16 protein-coding genes are annotated in these 18,577 nt (G+C 42.8%); 9 read left to right on the top strand and 7 right to left on the bottom strand.

Features of this window, described 5'->3' with window-relative positions; all coding sequences use genetic code 11:
* Positions 1-153 precede the first annotated feature (153 nt).
* Positions 154-624 (top strand): signal peptidase II, encoded by a 471-nt coding sequence (gene lspA / locus NWP21_RS01195; RefSeq protein WP_271734134.1) that lies wholly within the window; start codon positions 154-156, stop codon positions 622-624.
* A gap of 341 nt (positions 625-965) precedes the next feature.
* Entirely contained in the window at positions 966-3,230 is a 2,265-nt protein-coding gene (locus NWP21_RS01190) for a transglycosylase domain-containing protein (RefSeq protein WP_280791299.1), read from the top strand.
* Positions 3,231-3,242: 12 nt separating this feature from the next.
* Here the strand turns inward: NWP21_RS01190 and NWP21_RS01185 are convergent, their stop codons facing one another.
* Positions 3,243-4,355, bottom strand: coding sequence for a DUF4335 domain-containing protein (locus tag NWP21_RS01185; RefSeq protein WP_348519742.1), 1,113 nt, complete (start codon positions 4,353-4,355; stop codon positions 3,243-3,245).
* Positions 4,352-4,999, bottom strand: coding sequence for a DUF3038 domain-containing protein (locus NWP21_RS01180; RefSeq protein WP_280791298.1), 648 nt, complete (start codon positions 4,997-4,999; stop codon positions 4,352-4,354). The genes NWP21_RS01185 and NWP21_RS01180 overlap by 4 nt, the downstream gene beginning before the upstream one ends.
* Before the next feature lie 577 nt (positions 5,000-5,576).
* On the opposite strand from NWP21_RS01180, the gene NWP21_RS01175 reads away from it, so the two are divergent.
* From NWP21_RS01175 to NWP21_RS01165, 3 genes are read left to right on the top strand one after another with little or no spacing between them, the layout of a single operon-like run.
* The gene (locus NWP21_RS01175) at positions 5,577-6,095 is read left to right on the top strand and encodes an adenine phosphoribosyltransferase (RefSeq protein WP_280791297.1); all 519 of its coding nucleotides are present in this window, start codon (positions 5,577-5,579) and stop codon (positions 6,093-6,095) included.
* 59 nt (positions 6,096-6,154) lie between these two features.
* A complete protein-coding gene (locus NWP21_RS01170) occupies positions 6,155-7,195 on the top strand; it encodes an ABC transporter permease (RefSeq protein ID WP_280791296.1) in 1,041 nt (346 codons plus the stop codon).
* Between the two features lie 6 nt (positions 7,196-7,201).
* Entirely contained in the window at positions 7,202-7,483 is a 282-nt protein-coding gene (locus tag NWP21_RS01165; protein WP_271732268.1) for a hypothetical protein, read from the top strand.
* 189 nt (positions 7,484-7,672) lie between these two features.
* On the opposite strand, the gene purF is transcribed toward NWP21_RS01165, so the two are convergent.
* The 3 genes from purF to apcD form a co-directional block, all read right to left on the bottom strand.
* Positions 7,673-9,193, bottom strand: a complete 1,521-nt coding sequence (gene purF / locus NWP21_RS01160) for an amidophosphoribosyltransferase (protein ID WP_271732269.1) — start codon at positions 9,191-9,193, stop codon at positions 7,673-7,675.
* Between the two features lie 277 nt (positions 9,194-9,470).
* Positions 9,471-11,852, bottom strand: a complete 2,382-nt coding sequence (gene purL / locus NWP21_RS01155) for a phosphoribosylformylglycinamidine synthase subunit PurL (protein ID WP_280791295.1) — start codon at positions 11,850-11,852, stop codon at positions 9,471-9,473.
* 264 nt (positions 11,853-12,116) lie between these two features.
* Positions 12,117-12,602 (bottom strand): allophycocyanin subunit alpha-B, encoded by a 486-nt coding sequence (gene apcD, locus NWP21_RS01150; protein WP_271732272.1) that lies wholly within the window; start codon positions 12,600-12,602, stop codon positions 12,117-12,119.
* Between the two features lie 142 nt (positions 12,603-12,744).
* Here apcD and rlmD point away from each other — a divergent pair, with 142 nt between their 5' ends.
* On the top strand, positions 12,745-14,103 hold the full coding sequence (gene rlmD, locus NWP21_RS01145) for a 23S rRNA (uracil(1939)-C(5))-methyltransferase RlmD (protein ID WP_271732274.1): 1,359 nt from the start codon (positions 12,745-12,747) through the stop codon (positions 14,101-14,103).
* 427 nt (positions 14,104-14,530) lie between these two features.
* The gene (locus tag NWP21_RS01140; protein ID WP_271732275.1) at positions 14,531-14,980 is read left to right on the top strand and encodes an anti-sigma regulatory factor; all 450 of its coding nucleotides are present in this window, start codon (positions 14,531-14,533) and stop codon (positions 14,978-14,980) included.
* Between the two features lie 41 nt (positions 14,981-15,021).
* Here NWP21_RS01140 and NWP21_RS01135 read toward each other — a convergent pair whose 3' ends face one another.
* A complete protein-coding gene (locus NWP21_RS01135) occupies positions 15,022-15,303 on the bottom strand; it encodes a DUF6439 family protein (protein WP_271732276.1) in 282 nt (93 codons plus the stop codon).
* Positions 15,304-15,380: 77 nt separating this feature from the next.
* Here NWP21_RS01135 and NWP21_RS19055 point away from each other — a divergent pair, with 77 nt between their 5' ends.
* Positions 15,381-15,635 (top strand): hypothetical protein, encoded by a 255-nt coding sequence (locus tag NWP21_RS19055; RefSeq protein ID WP_348519741.1) that lies wholly within the window; start codon positions 15,381-15,383, stop codon positions 15,633-15,635.
* Positions 15,636-15,856: 221 nt separating this feature from the next.
* Positions 15,857-17,248, top strand: a complete 1,392-nt coding sequence (gene asnS / locus NWP21_RS01125) for an asparagine--tRNA ligase (RefSeq protein ID WP_280791294.1) — start codon at positions 15,857-15,859, stop codon at positions 17,246-17,248.
* A gap of 394 nt (positions 17,249-17,642) precedes the next feature.
* Here asnS and NWP21_RS01120 read toward each other — a convergent pair whose 3' ends face one another.
* A complete protein-coding gene (locus NWP21_RS01120; RefSeq protein WP_271732315.1) occupies positions 17,643-18,320 on the bottom strand; it encodes a response regulator transcription factor in 678 nt (225 codons plus the stop codon).
* Positions 18,321-18,577: the final 257 nt, after the last annotated feature.

Raw genomic sequence — 18,577 nt, 5'->3', positions numbered from 1 at the left:
ATTTGAAATGATTGGGACTAATTGTACATTTTCTCGGTAATTATATGTATTTTCATAGACAAAGAGGAGATGGTGATTGTGATATCCATTTAGTAAATGCTATTTTTATTTACATTAACCTCTACTATCTCTCACTCCCTAGTTTCTAGTTTCATGCGTTTAAAAAATCATCTCTTTTGGATTACTGCCTTCATTGCTTTTTTCTTAGATCAACTAACAAAATATTGGATAGTGCAGACCTTTAGCCTGGAACAGACATTACCAATTATACCAGATGTATTCCATTTCACTTATGTTACTAATACTGGGGCAGCTTTTAGTCTGTTCAGCGGGAAAGTAGAGTGGTTAAGATGGCTATCGTTGGTCGTGAGTTTGTTATTGATAGCACTAGCATGGTTTGGCCAGAATTTAAGTCGTTGGAATCAGTTAGGCTATGGTTTGATTTTAGGCGGAGCTATGGGGAATGGTATTGATCGGTTCGCTTTGGGGTATGTAGTTGATTTCCTGGATTTTCGCTTGATTAATTTTGCCGTATTTAATATGGCAGATTCATTTATTACTATTGGTATTATTTGTCTATTAATTGCTTCTTGGGAAAAAGCACCCAGTCATAGTGACAGTTAAAGCTAATCTGAACACTTGATAAATGAAAATCAAAGTATCCCCTCAACTTCCCATGTCAGAGAGAATTTTAATGTCAATTAATCCTTAAAGATATTACCCTAATATTTTCAGAAATTATAGATAGTCAGGGAGTATGGACTCACAATCTTGTATGCTTGGAAAGAGTAATGAACCCGAGTTGGTAGGTTTGATGAGTCGATATTTTCTTGGTGTAAGATTGAATTAGTAAAAACTACCTATAGCTAATTTCTGCTGTGACTGATGTGTACAATGGTGGAATATCTGTATCGAGATTGTCAAATCGCCCGAATGTTTGCCAATAATTCTGATGTAAATAGCCTATGAGTTCCCCCCAACCTCCTCATAAGCCACAAACTGTACTTGGTCAACTGACTCAAGCAGTACAGACACTTCAAGCGAGGGTTGACTTTTCTAAGTTGGCGCTGAAGCCTAATGCCAAAGTACCAGAGATATGGGTGCAGGATACGGGGGACGAACGTGAGGTATATCCCTTGTTAGGCGATCGCTATATACTAGGTCGTAGTTCCAAATCCTGTGATATAGTCATTCGCAATCCGGTTGTCAGCCAAATTCATCTGTCACTGTCACGGGATTCAACTCAACGCACCCCTGTTTTTGTCATCAAAGATGAAAACTCCACTAATGGTATTTATCTGGGGAAACGCCGAATTAATCGCTTAGAACTGCGTCACGGTGACATTTTTACTTTGGGACCACCAGAACTCGCAGCTTCAGTGCGGCTACAATACTTTGACCCAGCACCCTTGCATATTAAAGCAGCAACTTGGGCAGCCTATAGTATGGCAGGTGTAAGCGCCTTAGTGGGGTTAGTCATAGGGGTGGAATGGCTAAAATTTTCCGTCAGACCCTTACCCACTGCTAGCAGCGCCCCTATAGTGATTTATGCCCGCGATGGCTCGACACCCTTACGCGAGCCTCGGAGTACCTCTCATGTAGACCTCAAGAGTTTAGAGGACTTTGGCTATTTACCCGCAGCCATAGTGGCCTCAGAAGATAGTCGTTACTATTGGCACTTTGGCGTTGACCCTTTAGGGATTTTGCGAGCTGTGTTAGTCAATACACGCAGTGGAGATGTACAGCAGGGGGCTAGCACCATTACCCAGCAAGTGTCCCGAAGTTTGTTCCGGGACTATGTAGGCGCTCAAGACTCCTTGGGACGCAAACTGCGGGAAGCTATTGTTTCCTTGAAGCTAGAAACTTTTTACAGTAAAGATCAAATATTACTCATTTACTTAAATCGAGTATTTTTGGGGGTGGATACATCCGGTTTTGAGGATGCGGCTCGTTATTACTTTGATAAGTCAGCCAGAGAATTAACTCTCTCAGAAGCTGCAACATTAGTGGGAATTTTACCTGCTCCCAACGCTTTTAATTTTTGTGGAAATAACCCCAATAGGCTACAACTAGTTGACTATCGTAATCGCGTGATTAGGCGAATGTTGGACATGGGGAAAATTTCCGCAGAACAGGCCAATCGAGCTAGGCGCTCCCCAGTCCAGATTAACCCCAAAGTTTGCGAACGGCAAGCCAGTACCATTGCTCCTTACTTTTACCAGTATGTATTCCAGGAATTGGAATCAATCTTGGGGGTAGGAGTTGCCAGAGAAGGAAATTTTATCATTGAAACCCAGCTCGATCCCAAAATGCAAGCAGAGGCGGAAACAGCTTTGCGTAATCAAATCAATAAAGCTGGTTCTACCTTTGGCTTTTCTCAAGGAGCGATCGTTACCCTAGACACTAGAACTGGTAGTATTTTGTCGATGGTAGGCGGGACTGATTTTGGAAAAAGCCAGTTTAACCGTGCTGTTCAAGCCCAAAGACAACCGGGTTCTACTTTCAAGGTTTTCGCTTTTGCAGCCGCCCTAGAGAGGGGAATACCAGCCTCTAAAACTTATTCTTGCGCGGCTCTACCCTGGCAAGGCTTTACCTATAGGCCTTGCAGAACCGGTGCCCAGAATTCCTTAGATATGACGACTGGCTTCGCCCTGTCAGAAAATCCCATTGCTCTGCGAATTGCCAGGGAGGTGGGGCTAGATAGAGTCGTATCCACCGCCAGACGTTTAGGAGTCAAGTCATCACTCGAAGCAGTTCCCGGCTTAGTACTGGGTCAAAGTGTAGTCAATGTTTTAGAAATGACTGGTGCTTTTGGCGCCATTAGCAATCGTGGTGTTTGGAATCCACCCCACGCAATTAGCAGGATTATAGACAGTAGTGATTGTCAAAATAGTCAGGATTTAAAAACTTGTCGTGTTGTCTATTCCTTTGACGAAAATCCGGACGCTAACCAGCGAGTTTTACCCACAGGTGTAGCCGATGAAATCAACCAGATGATGCGCCAAGCAGTAACTAGCGGTACTGGACGCGCCGCGGCTATCGGACTGGGGGAAGGTGGGAAAACCGGCACCACTGATAAAAACGTTGATCTCTGGTTTATTGGTTCAATCCCCAGTCGCCGGTTTGTAACTGGCATTTGGTTGGGTAATGACAATAATTCTCCCACATCCGGCAGCAGCGGGCAAGCAGCCCAACTTTGGGGCAATTATATGAGACAAATTACCAGATAGGGGGGTAAATAATCACTGATATCCCCGCCAAGGGCTAACTTGCAGAATACCATCTCTGGTAAAAACTACTTTAAATTGGGCTATTGGTTCATTGGCTGTGAGAGAACCATTAGCGGGACTGTGCAGCAATTTGGGTAGAGGAGTTGATTCTATGCCCTCATTTGCTCCTTGATTTACCGCTTTATAGCCAATGATCGCACCATCAGCATTTGCACCTACTCGATAGACTAAATCTTCTCTTAATTCTGAGCGACTAGTCCAACCTAGATCAATTTGTTTATAAATTTTTCCATTCAGAAGACGTAGTTGGGATGAATTAGTAATTTCTGTAGCTGAATTTAAGAGTGCTTCTAAATCTCTGATTTTGAGTGCTGTATCCAAGATTGGAGTGGCTACATTCAGGTCAGTTGCTGGGGAACTCTCTGGAGTTTGTATATTTGGGGGTGTTATGTTCTCTGATGCAGCCGAATTGGGGGTGGGTGCTATGGATACAGTCTCTTCTTGCTCCTGGGTTGCTGGTGGGCGCGTCTCAGGGGCAGGAATTAGGCTCAAAGCGATGGCGGCAACTGCTACAGTTGAAATTCCTATACTTGCCGCTACTCCCTGCTTGAGTAGAAATTCATTAGGACTACCGTAACTTCTAGGCACGGGCTGTAATTCTAATGACAACTCTGGTAGGGTTTGGCTGTCAGCAAAAAATTGATCCACAGCTTCAACCAGGTCAAATAACTGCACTGTATTCAAATCCATTTGAATGGGCGGTTGATTATAGTTAGGCTGAGACTGAAAAACATCTACAGCTATTTCAGAATGCACAATTAACCGGTGCCGATTAGTGTAAATTTTTTGTAACTCCACTAATTCTGAGTCTTGATTATGTGCTTGGGGGTTTGACACATTACTCAAAAATTCTTGAGCATAGCCACTCACAGCCCGGACTAGACTCTCAAAAAATTCTCGTCCGCCTACTAGGGGCTGACTATAGCCAGATATATAGCATTCTGCATTTACCAATATGGATAATTCTGGACGCATACCTTGATAGTATGCTGCTTTGGCTACATCACTGAAACCCTCTAACAGCAGTGTACAATTAGGTAGACTGTACTTACGTTGAATATTCATTCTACTTCACCGTCAAAAAGACTAATCCAAAATCGCTGCATTCCAGCTGTACCAGTACAAAATAGTAATTGTCCCAACAAATTGATTGCTAGTTCATCTAATTTATCGTCAGAATCTAATGCCATTACGGTAGAACGTCGGGGATTCATTCTACTTCTGAAATGTACTCGAAATCGCTCTAGGTAATTCGATAGGCGCAAATTCTGTACCAAAGGTATCTGCTTTTCACTCATTTGCTGATATGTCATCAACATTTGGCGAATGACAACGGTTAAACGCCGCGCGATGTAGCTGGCAATAACTACTAAAGCTTTTGCCTCCATGATAGTCAAGGGACGGCGAATATGAGATCTTCGCAGTGGGTTAGAGCTCCGCATTCGCCATAGATTTACTCGGTTTTTAATAATTCCTTTCAGTTCTAACTCATCAGCAAAAGCCAGAATAGCTTCGGAGCTACCAAGTTCTAAAGCTTCAATTGCCAGTAAAATTAGATCAACTTGCAGTCGGGTTCTAGCGGGACAACCCTGTGCCGCCTTGGCGAAGCTTACGATAGGCATCGCAGGGTCTGGTAAAGTATCCAGAATCATCGGCAAGGATGGGGGGGGTGGACTATTCAATGGCGTTAAGCTGGCTGAGACATTCATTCTATAAATTACCTTGTGCAGAGCTAATAGGCAGAATAAAACTAGTACAACTAATTTAAAGGAGCTAGAACAGGCTTGAACCTGTTTCAAACTTGTTTGTAGTGCTTAAGCATTGATTACTTTTTCTGCTGTCCAAAGTTCGGTAAAAATTAGGTAAATAAATCTCTTCTTGTCAGTCAGAAACTGATTTACCGATTTTTTTGTCGGAGGTAGTTCTCTTGGAGACCGTGGCTTTGTAGAAGTCTTTATGTAAGTGGGAGTGGTATTACAGTTGCAGTATCTACCTGCTTTGTGCGGTACAGATGCCAAGTTGCTCTAAGTAACGCCATCAAAAATCACCTCCGATTTAGTTGTTTTGAGTATAGTAAAAGAATATATCAAAAATCAGGAAACCCCCAAAGGCTAATATATTATTGTCCCTTACCTTCCCTGGCTGTATTACCGTGTAAAATTAGCTAATCTGGCTAAATTAGAGCGTCAATGATCAGGGTATGAGATTATAGTGTAGGATTTTTCAGGGACTAGTCATGAGTCATTGGTCATTAATCCCCCTCCTACCCCCTCATAACTGAATTTTATGGATTTAAAGTCTCTAATTCGCGATATCCCAGATTTTCCTAAACCCGGAATTTTATTTCGCGATATCACTACTTTACTGCGCGACCCAGAGGGATTGCGCTACACTATTGACTTTTTTACGGAAAAATGCATTGGTTTAGGCTTAAGAGCTGATTATGTTGTGGGTATGGAGTCCCGTGGGTTTATTTTTGGACCTCCTCTAGCTTACAAATTAGGAGCGGGTTTTATTCCGGTACGGAAGCCGGGAAAGTTACCAGGAGCAGTTCACTCAATTGAATATGAATTAGAATATGGTACAGACTGCCTGGAAATGCATCAAGACGCTTTGCATCCAAATAGTCGCGTTTTAATTGTAGATGACTTGATTGCCACAGGTGGTACGGCTAGTGCAACCGCTAAGTTGGTGCAGAAGATTGGCTGCGAATTGGTAGGGTTTGGCTTTATCATCGAGCTACGGGATTTACAAGGACGTCAACATTTACCAGATGTGCCGATTGTCTCCCTAATTGAATACTAATCATTGGTAATCTCTCCTATATCCTGAGAAATTGACTAATAAAAAATGACTAAATTGCTATGACTTCTCAGAAAATTTCCTGGAAGACCTGTCAGGAGGGCTTTATAGGGCTAGTCACGAACGAAACATTTGTTTATGTGGTGAAACGGATATTGCAAGCACTGTTCACTTTGTTATTGGCAACGGCGCTGTCGTTTCTGATCATGAAACTATCCCCGGGGGATTATGTGGATACGTTGCGCCAAAATCCGACAATTTCGCCAGAACGCATTGAGGAATTAAGGCAACAGTTTGGTTTAAATAAATCTTGGCCAGAACAGTTTGGACTATGGTTATGGCGAATTTTTACCCAAGGAGATTTTGGTACCAGTTTTGTTTACCAACGCTCAGTAGCTTCTCTGTTGTGGGAAAGGATACCAGCAACTTTACTTTTAGCGATCGCTTCTTTATTTTGTACCTGGGCGATCGCAATTCCCTTTGGGATTCTCGCAGCTGTGAAACAAAATCAGGCGACTGATCGCATTTTACAACTGATTAGCTACACAGGACAAGGGTTTCCTAGTTTCATCACTGCTTTGTTTCTGCTCATATTTGCTCAAATCACCTCACCTTTATTTCCCGTGGGTGGTATGACTAGCATCAATCATGCTGATTTGTCTTGGTTTGGCAAAATCATTGATATTGGGTGGCACATGATTTTACCCACCATTGCCTTAAGTATCACTAGTTTTGCCGGGTTGCAAAGAATCACTCGCGGAGAATTGTTGGATGTTCTACGTCAAGATTATATCCAAACGGCTCGCGCCAAGGGACTACCAGAAAATCGGGTGATTTATGTTCACGCTCTTCGCAATGCCATAAATCCTTTAATTACTTTGTTAGGCTTTGAATTGGCTGGTTTATTAGGTGGTGCATTTATTGCCGAACAATTCTTTAACTGGCCCGGTTTAGGGAGATTGACTTTACAGGCGGTAATGGCAAAAGACCAGTATTTAGTCATGGCTAGCCTCGTCATGAGTGCCGTATTACTGAATATAGGCAATTTAATGGCGGATTTGCTATTAAAGGTAGCCGACCCCCGGATTCGTTTGGAATCTTAATTGAGTATGTTTTCTGAAATTTATTATATATTGCGTTCCTCGACTGATGGTCGTTATCTCGTAGCCCATCCGGATGCTGAAAGTTCCGGCTATTTATTACTGTTTAGGGAAAACTTTGATGCTTTAAGCTATCTCAATACCCATGCTGGTCAATTAGCTAACCGCTTTGCCGTAGAATCTGTTCTTGCTACACAGTTGGGTAATTTGCTCAAACGTTGGGGTTTTAGCGGCGTGGGAATTGTCATAGATCCGTTATTGCCGAAAGTAGATTTTATGCAGCATCGTTAAATATAGTAGTTGGCCTGTAGATAAGTACTATATGAATGATAAAACTCTTATGGAGTGGGCAGTATGCCCACTAAGGGTGTAGCGCAGTATAATGAGATACCCTGTGAATAATCCACAGAGGTACAGAGAAAAAGGAGAAAGAAATAGAGAATTTCAGTTCAGGGGTGGACATTTTGCCCGCCCCATTATTTAAACCACGACTTTTTCTAACATCAATTTAGAACGTTTGACTTGCTCAGGAATAGCTACGGGATAATCTCCAGTAAAGCAAGCTGAACAGAAACTATTAGTATCTTCCTGGGTTGCTTCTAGCATTCCCTCCCAACTCAGATAAGCCAGGCTATCTACTCCCAACTGCTCGGCAATTTCTGACACAGACTTGGTAGCAGCAATCAACTGATCCTGACTATCAGTATCGATACCGTAAAAACATGGATGTGTGACTGGTGGGGAAGAAATGCGCATATGTACCTCGCTAGCACCTGCTTCACGTAATGCTTTAACCAGTTTCCGGCTCGTTGTACCCCGAACAATGGAATCATCCACAATAATTACTCGTTTACCCACCAATACATCTTTGAGGGGGTTAAGTTTCATCCGAATCCCGGACTCGCGCATAGATTGTGTGGGCTGAATAAAAGTTCGACCCACATAGCGATTTTTAATCAGTCCTTCGGCGTAGGGGACACCAGAGGCTTGGGAAAATCCAATAGCCGCAGGTATTCCCGAATCAGGAACACCAAAGACAATATCAGCATCTACAGCGGATTCTGCCGCTATTTGTCGCCCTAACCTCATGCGATAGGTGTACAAACTTTCGTTGTGCATGATGCTATCAGGACGGGCAAAGTAAATCATCTCAAAGATACATAACTTACGAGCAGGTTTTTGACTCCAATGGTAGGAAGCTAAACCTGCTTCAGTAATCCAAACTAATTCCCCCGGTTCCACATCTCGTAAGTATTCGGCTCCAATGATATCTAAACCACAAGTTTCCGAAGCCAAGACATAACGGACTGGTAACCCGGGTAAAGTTCCAATTACTAAGGGGCGGATACCATTGGGATCCCGCGCACCCATGACACCAACGGGAGTCCCAATCACCAAACTAAAAGCGCCTTGGCAACGGTGAAATGCCCTACTTGCTCCTTCTACCCAATCTGCACCAGCGTTGACGGCTTGAGCGATCGCCAAAGCAATCATTTCCGAGTCTGTTGTTGTGACTAAACTCACTTGGGTCTTGACTAACTCTGACCGCAGCTGCACAGTGTTGACTAAATTACCATTATGTGCTAAAGCTAATGAACCTAGTCGGGTTTCCACCACAGCCGGCTGGGCATTATCCTTGCGGCTAGAACCAGTAGTGGAATAACGAGTGTGACCAATAGCGAGGTTTCCGGGTAACTGATCCAAAATGGACTCATTAAAGACCTGAGAAACTAAGCCCATGTCTTTGTGTAGGTGTACTTTTGCATCTTCAAACGTTGCAATCCCAGCTGATTCTTGACCCCTATGTTGCAGGGCGTATAATCCAAAGTAGGTCATTTTGGCAACATCTTCTTCTGGAGCGTAAATGCCAAAAACACCACAAGCTTCTTCTGGTTTGTCAGGTCGATGCTCTTGACTATTGATTGGGTCTATTTCCTGATTGTGGTATTCATCCGATAGCTTGTGCGGTGTAGCCATAGTGACGGAATGGATGGGAATCATTAGCTATTGCTCCTGGTTTGGGTGTCAAGTCGGAATAATCGGTAATTGATAATTTTTAATTCGCAATTACTACCCCACCAATAAATGGAGTGAGTTATGCTGGATTTTGTTCTGGAATTAATTACGAATTGCAAACTACGAATTAGTAATTATTTAGTCCCTGGGATTATGTCGCTGGATAGTTGCCAAATCCTTAACGAATCTTTAACCATCTATTAAAACAGTACCGTAATTCTGCTCACAGAGGTTAATTATCCCCATATAGGGGATAGAAAAATTAATTGGGAGTATTACCTAGGCGAGCAAGACGGTTAGAGATCGCCCGGAAATAGGGATCTTTCATCTGTTCCATAGTAAGTTTGATTAAGATTTGGTTATCATTGGTTAAAATCCTCAAACCTAGTTCAGAATCACCCAAATTACCTACTGTACCAAGTTTTTGCCAATTAGCCCCCAAATGTTCACCTAAGTAATATTCCCATTTTTCTTGCTGTGATTGTGTTACAGAAACTACTATTCTTGCCCCACCTTCACCAAACAGCACTTCATCCAAACGTTTTAACTGATGTTCAGGAATTTCTATCTGGATTTGGGCACCTAAGTTACCAGAAAGGCAACATTCAGCCAAAGCAACAGCCACACCCCCCTCAGATGAATCATGGGCCGAACATATCCAACCAGCACGAATACCTAAGCGGCAAACTTGCTGTACACGACGTTCCAAATCAAAATCTATCCTTGGCGGATGGCCAGCAACAGTATTGTGAATAGTAGCTAAATACTCAGATGCACCCAAACTAACAGAGGATGTCAGAGGTAATCCCAAAAGATAAATTAAATCACCATTACCTTGCCAACCTTGACCACAAATCCTTGTTAAGTCAGGAATTAACCCCACCATACCCACCACAGGAGTAGGATAAATGGGTTGGGGATTACCTTGAGAATCAAAGGTTTCATTGTACAGAGAGACATTCCCGCCTGTAACTGGTGTTGCCAATTCTAAACAACCTTCAGACAAACCGCGACAAGCCTGGGATAATTGCCAGTAACCAACGGGCTTTTCTGGACTACCAAAATTGAGATTATCTGTCACCGCCAGAGGTTCGGCACCCACACAGCTGAGATTACGAGCTGCTTCTGCCACCACGGCCTTAGCTCCCTCATAGGGGTCAAGATAAACATAACGAGGATTACAGTCTACAGTTGCCGCCACACCTGATGTCAAACTTTCAGGGTCTAATTCTTCATTTTTCCTTGTTTCTAGGGGACGTAAGCGAACCACAGCAGCATCAGCACCACCAGGCAGAATCACAGTATTATTCTGGACTTGATGGTCATACTGACGATAAACCCAATTTTTAGAAGCGATGGTTGGCGTACCGAGCAAAGTTAACAGAATATTATCCCAGGATTGGAGTTTACCTTCAATGTCAATCCCCGCAATTGTACAAGCTGGTAAGGAATCAGGTGACCATTTCCAAGCTTCCAGAACATACTCTGGTGGTTCTGCTAACAATTCCCGTTCATAAAGTGGGGTATTTTCCGCCAGCGCCTCAGCCGGAATTTCTGCTGCGACTGTACCCTGAAAGAAAATCCGCACAATGGGGTCAGCAATCACAGTACCCGCAACTACAGCATGAAGTCCCCAACGGTGGAAAATATCAATTAGCTCTTGTTCTCGACCCTTGTGGGCTACAAATAGCATTCTTTCTTGAGATTCAGACAGCAGGTATTCATAGGGAACCATCCCCAACTCCCGCACAGGAATTTTATCTAAATCAAATTCAATACCCACACCACCTTTAGCCGCCATCTCTGAAGTAGAACAAGTAATACCCGCAGCACCCATATCTTGGGCGGCGACAACAGCACCAGTTTTAAATGCTTCCAGACAAGCTTCAATTAAAGACTTTTCTATAAAGGGGTCACCTACTTGTACTGCGGGACGGTTATCCATTGATTCATCTGTTAATTCCGCACTGGCAAAACTGGCACCCCCCATACCGTCTCTTCCCGTGGTAGAACCGACATATAACACAGGATTACCAATACCAGCAGCACCGGATTTAACGATTTCTGGTGTTTCCATTAATCCCAGTGCCATGACGTTAACTAAGGGATTACCCGAATAAGCTGGGTCAAAATATACTTCACCCCCAACAGTCGGCACTCCAACGGAATTACCATAATGTGAAATACCCGCTACAACACCTGTAAATAACCTTTGGGTTTTGGGATCATCTAGAGAACCGAAACGTAAAGAGTTTAATAAGGCAATGGGACGCGCCCCCATTGTAAATATATCTCTTAATATACCGCCTACACCTGTGGCGGCACCTTGGAAGGGTTCGACGGCTGATGGGTGGTTATGAGATTCAATTTTAAATGCTAATTGCAGTCCAGCGCCTAAGTCTACAACTCCGGCATTTTCACCAGGTCCAACCAGGATGCGCGCTCCCGTGGTGGGAAACTGCTTAAGTAAAGGACGGGAATTTTTATAACAGCAATGCTCAGACCACATCACTCCAAACATTCCCAGTTCAGCTTTGTTAGGATGTCGTCCTAAGCGTCTGACAATTTCTGCATATTCTTCTGGTTTTAATCCTTCGGCGGCGATTTCTTGAGGGGAAAAGGGAGTAGAGGAAGTGGCGGTCATGGAAATAAGGCACCAAGAGTACAGAGAATTATTGTATCCATTTAGTTACCCTATATGCACTTTGCAACCACTAATTAAGACTTTTTTGCATATTTCCCCTTCAAATAGTGGCGACTATCTGCTAAAATTTCCCCACATCTGGTTAATAACCTGACAGATTTTTTGCCACAGCCATGACCAAATGTGAGGAGGTTATGATCAAATGAGAAATCTTATGGGTCTAATACCTTAACATTCACAATCCTAGAACCAACACCAGTTTGATCAAGACATGGCTTGAATGATGTAATCAAAGTAGGGTGCTGCTTCGGTCGCATCTTCCACACTTAGTAAGTCAAGAGAGGCAGTTTTCAAGGCGCTAATAGCTTCTACCATCCCTGGTACAGGAACACCTAAAGAATTGTACATTTCTCGCACGCCGATTAAACCAATTTTTTCGATTGGTTCTTTGTCGCCAGCAAGTACGCCATAGGTAATAAGGCGCAAATACCAACCAAAGTCACGGATACATAGGGAACGCTGACGTTCGCCGTAAGCATTACCGCCGGGGGCGATAAAGTCAGGGCGCTTTTTCCACAGATTTTTGGTTGCTTCCTGAACAATCTTTTTTTCGTTCTCCGCTAAGGTCGCAGCAATGCGTGTCCTTTGTTCTCCGGTTTGGAGAAATTCTTTGATGCTTTTGAGTTCGCCACTGCTCGGATAACGCAGTTGGTCGTCGGCTTGGAGAATAACTTGGCTAATTACGGTCATAATTATACGCTCTTGTGTGCGAAATATTATTTGCTAGTTTAGCGAGTCTGAGGTACACAAAGAAAGGAAAATTAGGAAGATGATGGGAGTGAGCACAAGGATTGTGATTTTCTCATGACCAATGACCAATGACTAATAACTAATGACTAAACACCAGGGTGAGTTAATTGAAATTGTCATCGCCGACTTGAGTAGTACAGGTGATGGTGTGGGACGTTTTGAGGAAATTGTGGTTTTTGTCCCCGATACTGTTCCAGGCGATCGCGCTATAGTTCGCTTAGTACAAGTTAAACCTCAATACGCTCATGCTCAACTTCATCACCTCTTGCAAGCATCTCCTCATCGGGTCAGAGCAAGTTGTATTGTGGCTGACAAGTGTGGTGGTTGTCAGTGGCAACATATTGATTATGAATATCAGCTAGTAGCGAAGCATGATCAAGTTATCCAAGCTTTACAGCGTATTGGTGGTTTTGTCAATCCACCAGTCGATCCGGTGTTAACCACAGATGCACCTTTGGGCTATCGCAATAAGGCCACTTATCCTCTAGGAGTTTCCGCCACAGGTCAGGTACAAGCTGGTTACTACCAAAAAGGTAGCCATCGATTAGTGAATTTAAATCAATGTCCTGTTCAAGATGCGAGATTAAATCCTTTACTGGTACAAGTAAAGCAGGACATCCAACAACACGGTTGGCAAATTTACGATGAACGAAAACACCAAGGACAAATCCGCCATTTGGGTTTACGTATTGGACGGCGAACTGGCGAAATGTTATTGACTTTGGTAGTGAAGGAGTGGAATTTACCAGGAATTGAACAGCAAGCCCAGGAATGGTTAAAGCGCTATCCCCAACTGGTGGGTGTGTCTTTAAATCGCAATCATCATCGCACAAATGCCATTTTTGGCGCTGAAACTCGTTGCGTTGCTGGTGTTTCTCACCTGCGAGAAGTCTTTGCTGATTTAGAATTTCAAGTCCGTCCAGATACGTTTTTCCAGGTTTATACAGAAACCGCAGAAGCACTGTTGCAGATAATTCAGTCAGAACTCAATCTTCAAGGACAGGAGTTGCTAATTGATGCTTATTGTGGTATTGGTACTTTAACTTTACCTTTAGCCAAACAAGTTCGGGAAGCTATAGGATTAGAATTACAACCAGAAGCTGTAGAGCAAGCTATTGTCAATGCCCAGCACAATGGAATTAATAATGTTACATTCCAAGTAGGCGCAGTAGAGAATTTGCTGCCGGAAATGGGCATAATACCAGATGTGGTGTTACTTGATCCGCCGCGCAAAGGGTGCGATCGCGCCGTGATTAATTCTTTATTAGAACTGAAACCTCCACGCATAGTTTACGTCAGTTGTAAAGTAGCTACTCTGGCTCGCGATCTAAAATTGTTATGCCAAGATGGGCTATATCACATGACACGCATACAACCTGCTGATTTCTTCCCCCAAACAGCTCATGTAGAAGCGGTTGCTTTTATGGTGTTATCACATTAGTATCAGTAATACTGAGTGTGGAAGAAAAACTTACATTTCAAATTTGTAGTCTAATGCATACTAAAAATGCTAAAATCTAATTAAGCTAAAAAAAACGATTTTGTTACAGAGATTAAATTCCCATCCACCCCAAGCAACATGAATAAGCTTTGGTAAAGCAACTATCGGCAATACCAAGATTATCCTCATACTCTTGAATATTACCAATAATTTTCTTTGCTAACTGCACGAGCAGTTGTCTTTATAGGCGTTATATGTATCAACAATCTCATCTCATAAACAGAGTCAATTCTCCCTAGGATTTCCCAAATTTAGTGTTTAAAGACGCAAGTTTGAAGGCAGCGTGACCACCTCACTTTTGTATCAGGGTGCCTGTAATCAATAGCAAACTAATGTCTAGCTAACTGAAAGCTGCGGGGTTTCTCTTGTGATGACCATTTCCCTTCGTCCAGTTGGACGTTATTGGGGCACAATTAGTTTTGCCTCAACTCTTTATCTATGCCCAATTTTAGATTTACTCCTAGCTGAAATTCCAGGAAAACTGCAAGCAGAATTGCGCCTAGGACTCCAAGAAGCCCTAGTAAATGCCGCAAAACATGGTAATAATCTTGATCCTAGTAAAACAGTTGTAGTCCGTTTTTCCCTAATCAACAATCAATATTGGTGGGTAATCTCAGACCAGGGTCAAGGCTTTGTTCCTGTATCGGCTGATGATGAAAACCCCACAGATTATTTACCACCAGATGAATCAGAAAATGGTCGTGGTTTATGTCTTCTGCATCAAATTTTTGATCAAGTAGAGTGGAATCGTAAAGGTACAGAATTGAGACTGTGTAAAGAAATGGAAAATAGCCCCCGTTTGTCTTTGAGAAGGTAGGGGAGCGGTCATTAGTCATTGGTATTGGGAAAACAACTACTTTATCCCTGATTTCCATGGCTGGGACAGGGAGGTGCAGAAATTGATCGGTCTAACCAACCAACAGCTTGTTGTAATCTCACTATGGCTTCTTCGGGCTGATTTTGGACAAGGTACAAAAGGGCGGCCGCGGCTTGTTCACTAGCGCGAGAATTGCGGTTAGACTTGAGGCGATGCCAATCCTTAGGCGAGATACTTAGCCTTTCCATTAAGGCTTGGGCTAGTTCTAGAGTGCTAAGTTCATTCAATGGATTGGTTTGAGAAAGCTGAGTAGGTTGAGACATGATTCTAAGTGCTAAGTGATGCGTAAAGAGAAGATAAATTACTTATATAAAATAGTGCTGATTCAGAAGTTAAAATTTTGGGGATTGACCAGCATTTAATCATAGTTTACTACCTGAAAATGAAACCGCGTCAAGAATCACCATCGCCAGGGGAAAGTCAAGAAACGGATTTGGATCAAGAACTGGAAAATATAGAGCGATGGCTCTACTCCTTGAAGAAACGTTACAATCAGGTACAAAGCCATCGACAAAAACAGGCACAATGGCAACAGCATCAACACGAATTAGCACAAGATAAACACCAGACAGCAGAAATATCAGCTGCCCAGTAAATTAAACAGCAGTTAAAACTACTAGAAATCAACTGAGAACGCCAGTTATTTTCTGGGACTAGTTTGACAAAACCTTTCTGTCCAGCCGTCCGCTTGAGTGGAATGGTATTTATTGTAGGCTGGATATTGTGGTGGGTAATCCCGATTTTGGCTTGGGGAGCAACTTAAATGTTAATATTGTTTAATATCTGTCTTAGTTGACAAAATAGAAGTTATATAGTATGTCAAATCGAAGAATTGCAGAAGTATTACGCACTGGTCAACCTGATGATTCTCTCGTGGTTCAAGGCTGGGTGAGAACAAAACGGGAGTTAAAAGGATTTGCGTTTATAGAAGTCAATGACGGATCCTCACTAGCTAATTTGCAAGTGGTCATCAATCAGGATTTACCAGACTACGAAGCCATTATTAAAAAGCTGAATACAGGTGCTTCGGTGGAGGTGAGTGGGCTACTAGTGGCTTCTCAAGGGAAGGGACAGCGCATTGAATTAACAGCCGCGGCTGTGAAAGTTTATGGAGAAGCTGATCCCGAAACCTACCCTCTGCAAAAGAAACGCCACTCCTTTGAATTTTTACGCACAATAGGACACTTGCGATCGCGGACTAACTCCTTTGGTGCAGTTTTCCGGGTGAGAAACGCCTGTTCTACAGCGATTCACCAATTTTTCCAAGAGAGGGGCTTTTTATGGGTACATACACCTGTAATTACGGCTAACGACTGCGAAGGCGCGGGTGAACTATTCAGCGTCACCAGCTTCGACCTCAAAAACATACCCCGCACAGAAACTCAAACAGTAGATTACACCCAGGACTTTTTTAGTAAACCCACCTATTTAACAGTTAGCGGTCAGCTAGAAGCCGAGGTCATGGCCATGGCCTTTACTAACGTCTACACATTTGGCCCCACATTCCGGGCGGAAAATTCCAATACCTCGCGCCACCTCGCCGAATTTTGGATGGTGGAACCAGAAATGGCCTTCTGCGACCTAGATGGTAATATGGATTTAGCCGAAGCATTTCTCAAACAGGTTTTTGGATATGTGTTAGAGAAATGTCCAGAAGACATGGAATTTTTCAATCAACGCATTGATAATACTGTTTTAGCCACAGCCGACAATATTATTAATAATCAATTTGAGCGATTAACTTATACAGAAGCAGTCAAATTATTAGAAAAAGCCAATGTCCAATTTGAATATCCAGTGAGTTGGGGCTTAGATTTACAATCAGAACATGAAAGATATTTAGCAGAACAGCTGTTTAAAAAGCCTGTAATTGTCACAGATTATCCAGCACAAATTAAAGCATTTTATATGCGTTTGAATGAGGATGAAAAAACCGTTCGCGCCATGGACATTCTTGCACCTAAAATTGGGGAAATTATCGGCGGTTCTCAAAGAGAAGAAAGGTTAGATGTATTGGAACGCCGTATTTTAGCGCAGGGAATGCAGCCGGAAGATTTATGGTGGTACATGGATTTACGCCGTTATGGTACTGTTCCCCATGCTGGTTTCGGCTTAGGCTTTGAAAGACTGGTGCAATTTATCACAGGTATGGGAAACATCCGGGATGTGATTCCCTTCCCTCGCACACCACAAAGCGCCGATTTCTAGTATAAGCCATCATATAAATCTCTTGCAGCCTTAACCCACACTAAAAGACCACAAAAAACTTAGGGTGGGTGAGGTACACAGGGTCATATTGTAGCGATAAATATTTGTAATTTTGAGACGTAACTCACTCTATGGTTATTTCCAGTTGGGAAGACGGGGAATTTAGGTGGAGTGATGTATTGATAATTTTAGGTGATATCCGGGTTGGAACATGGCAGTTGAGGACTGTATTATGAATTATGAATTATGAAGTTTGAATTAAAAAAACCCAAATTTAGCTTCACAATTCATAATTTGTTAGCCGTCAAACTAAAGTCAGGATGTCAAAACAAGCTTGAGTTTTGAGCTATTCTGTGTAACTCAAAACTCAGAACTTGGGAAATCAGCACAGAGATTAAGCCATTTGATTTTCAATCGCCCAACGCGCTAGTTCAGTACGGTTGTGGAGATTAGTTTTGCCCAACATATTGGACACATGGCTTTCAACTGTACGCTGACTCACATTTAGTTCTTCAGCAATTTCCCGATTAGCTAAACCCCTAGCGACAAACTGTACCACTTTCAGTTCAGTTGGGGTTAACTGTACATCAAAGGGAACCTGAATTCGGGAACCGTTTTCTCCTCCTTTAGCTTGGTGTTCTTTCCAACGAGTAGTTTGCTTCAGCGAAGATTCTACTTGTGCTACGAGTTCTTCTGGTTCAAAGGGCTTGACCATATAAACATCAGCCCCTTTGTTCAGACCTTTAACTCGCTCTGCACTTTGGCCCTTCGCTGATAGGAAAAGCACGGGAATCCAGGCGGTGCGTTCATTTTGTCGGAGTTGTTCTACAAAAGTATATCCGTCCATCTCCGGCATGATGACGTCACAGATGATCATATCTGGAATATCTTGTTGAAGAATTCCCAGGGCTTCTCGTCCATTTTCGGAAGTGTTAACTTCATAGCCTCTAAATTCCAGGTAGTCCTTCACCAGCAAGATGAGGTTAGGGTCATCGTCAATCAGTAGCAGTCTTTTGTGATCTTTCATGCTGGGCTCTTTCATAGCATTGGCACTTTTCGCGCTTCGGTCCATCAAGGTGTTGAGTGGTTATCCTTTATGGTGGATCATTGAGGTGTTGTCCTTTTTCTACTTAACTTGCCTTTGCCTTCTGGAAGTCTTAAAAGTGGTGATTACTTTTGATAAGACGACGGGATCATGGGCAACTTTCAGTAAGGATACGTAGAGCAGTAGTATTTATAATGCGTTATTATATATCGCTTTGAAAGTGGCGGGTGAAAAAAACACTGATTAAATAATCATGCTTCTAATTCACGAGGTACATATTGGCT

The organism is Anabaenopsis sp. FSS-46, from assembly GCF_029891665.1.
Classification (GTDB): domain Bacteria; phylum Cyanobacteriota; class Cyanobacteriia; order Cyanobacteriales; family Nostocaceae; genus Anabaenopsis; species Anabaenopsis arnoldii.
The sequence above is the reverse complement of the archived record's forward strand: the minus strand, read 5'-3'. Positions and strand labels throughout refer to the sequence as shown.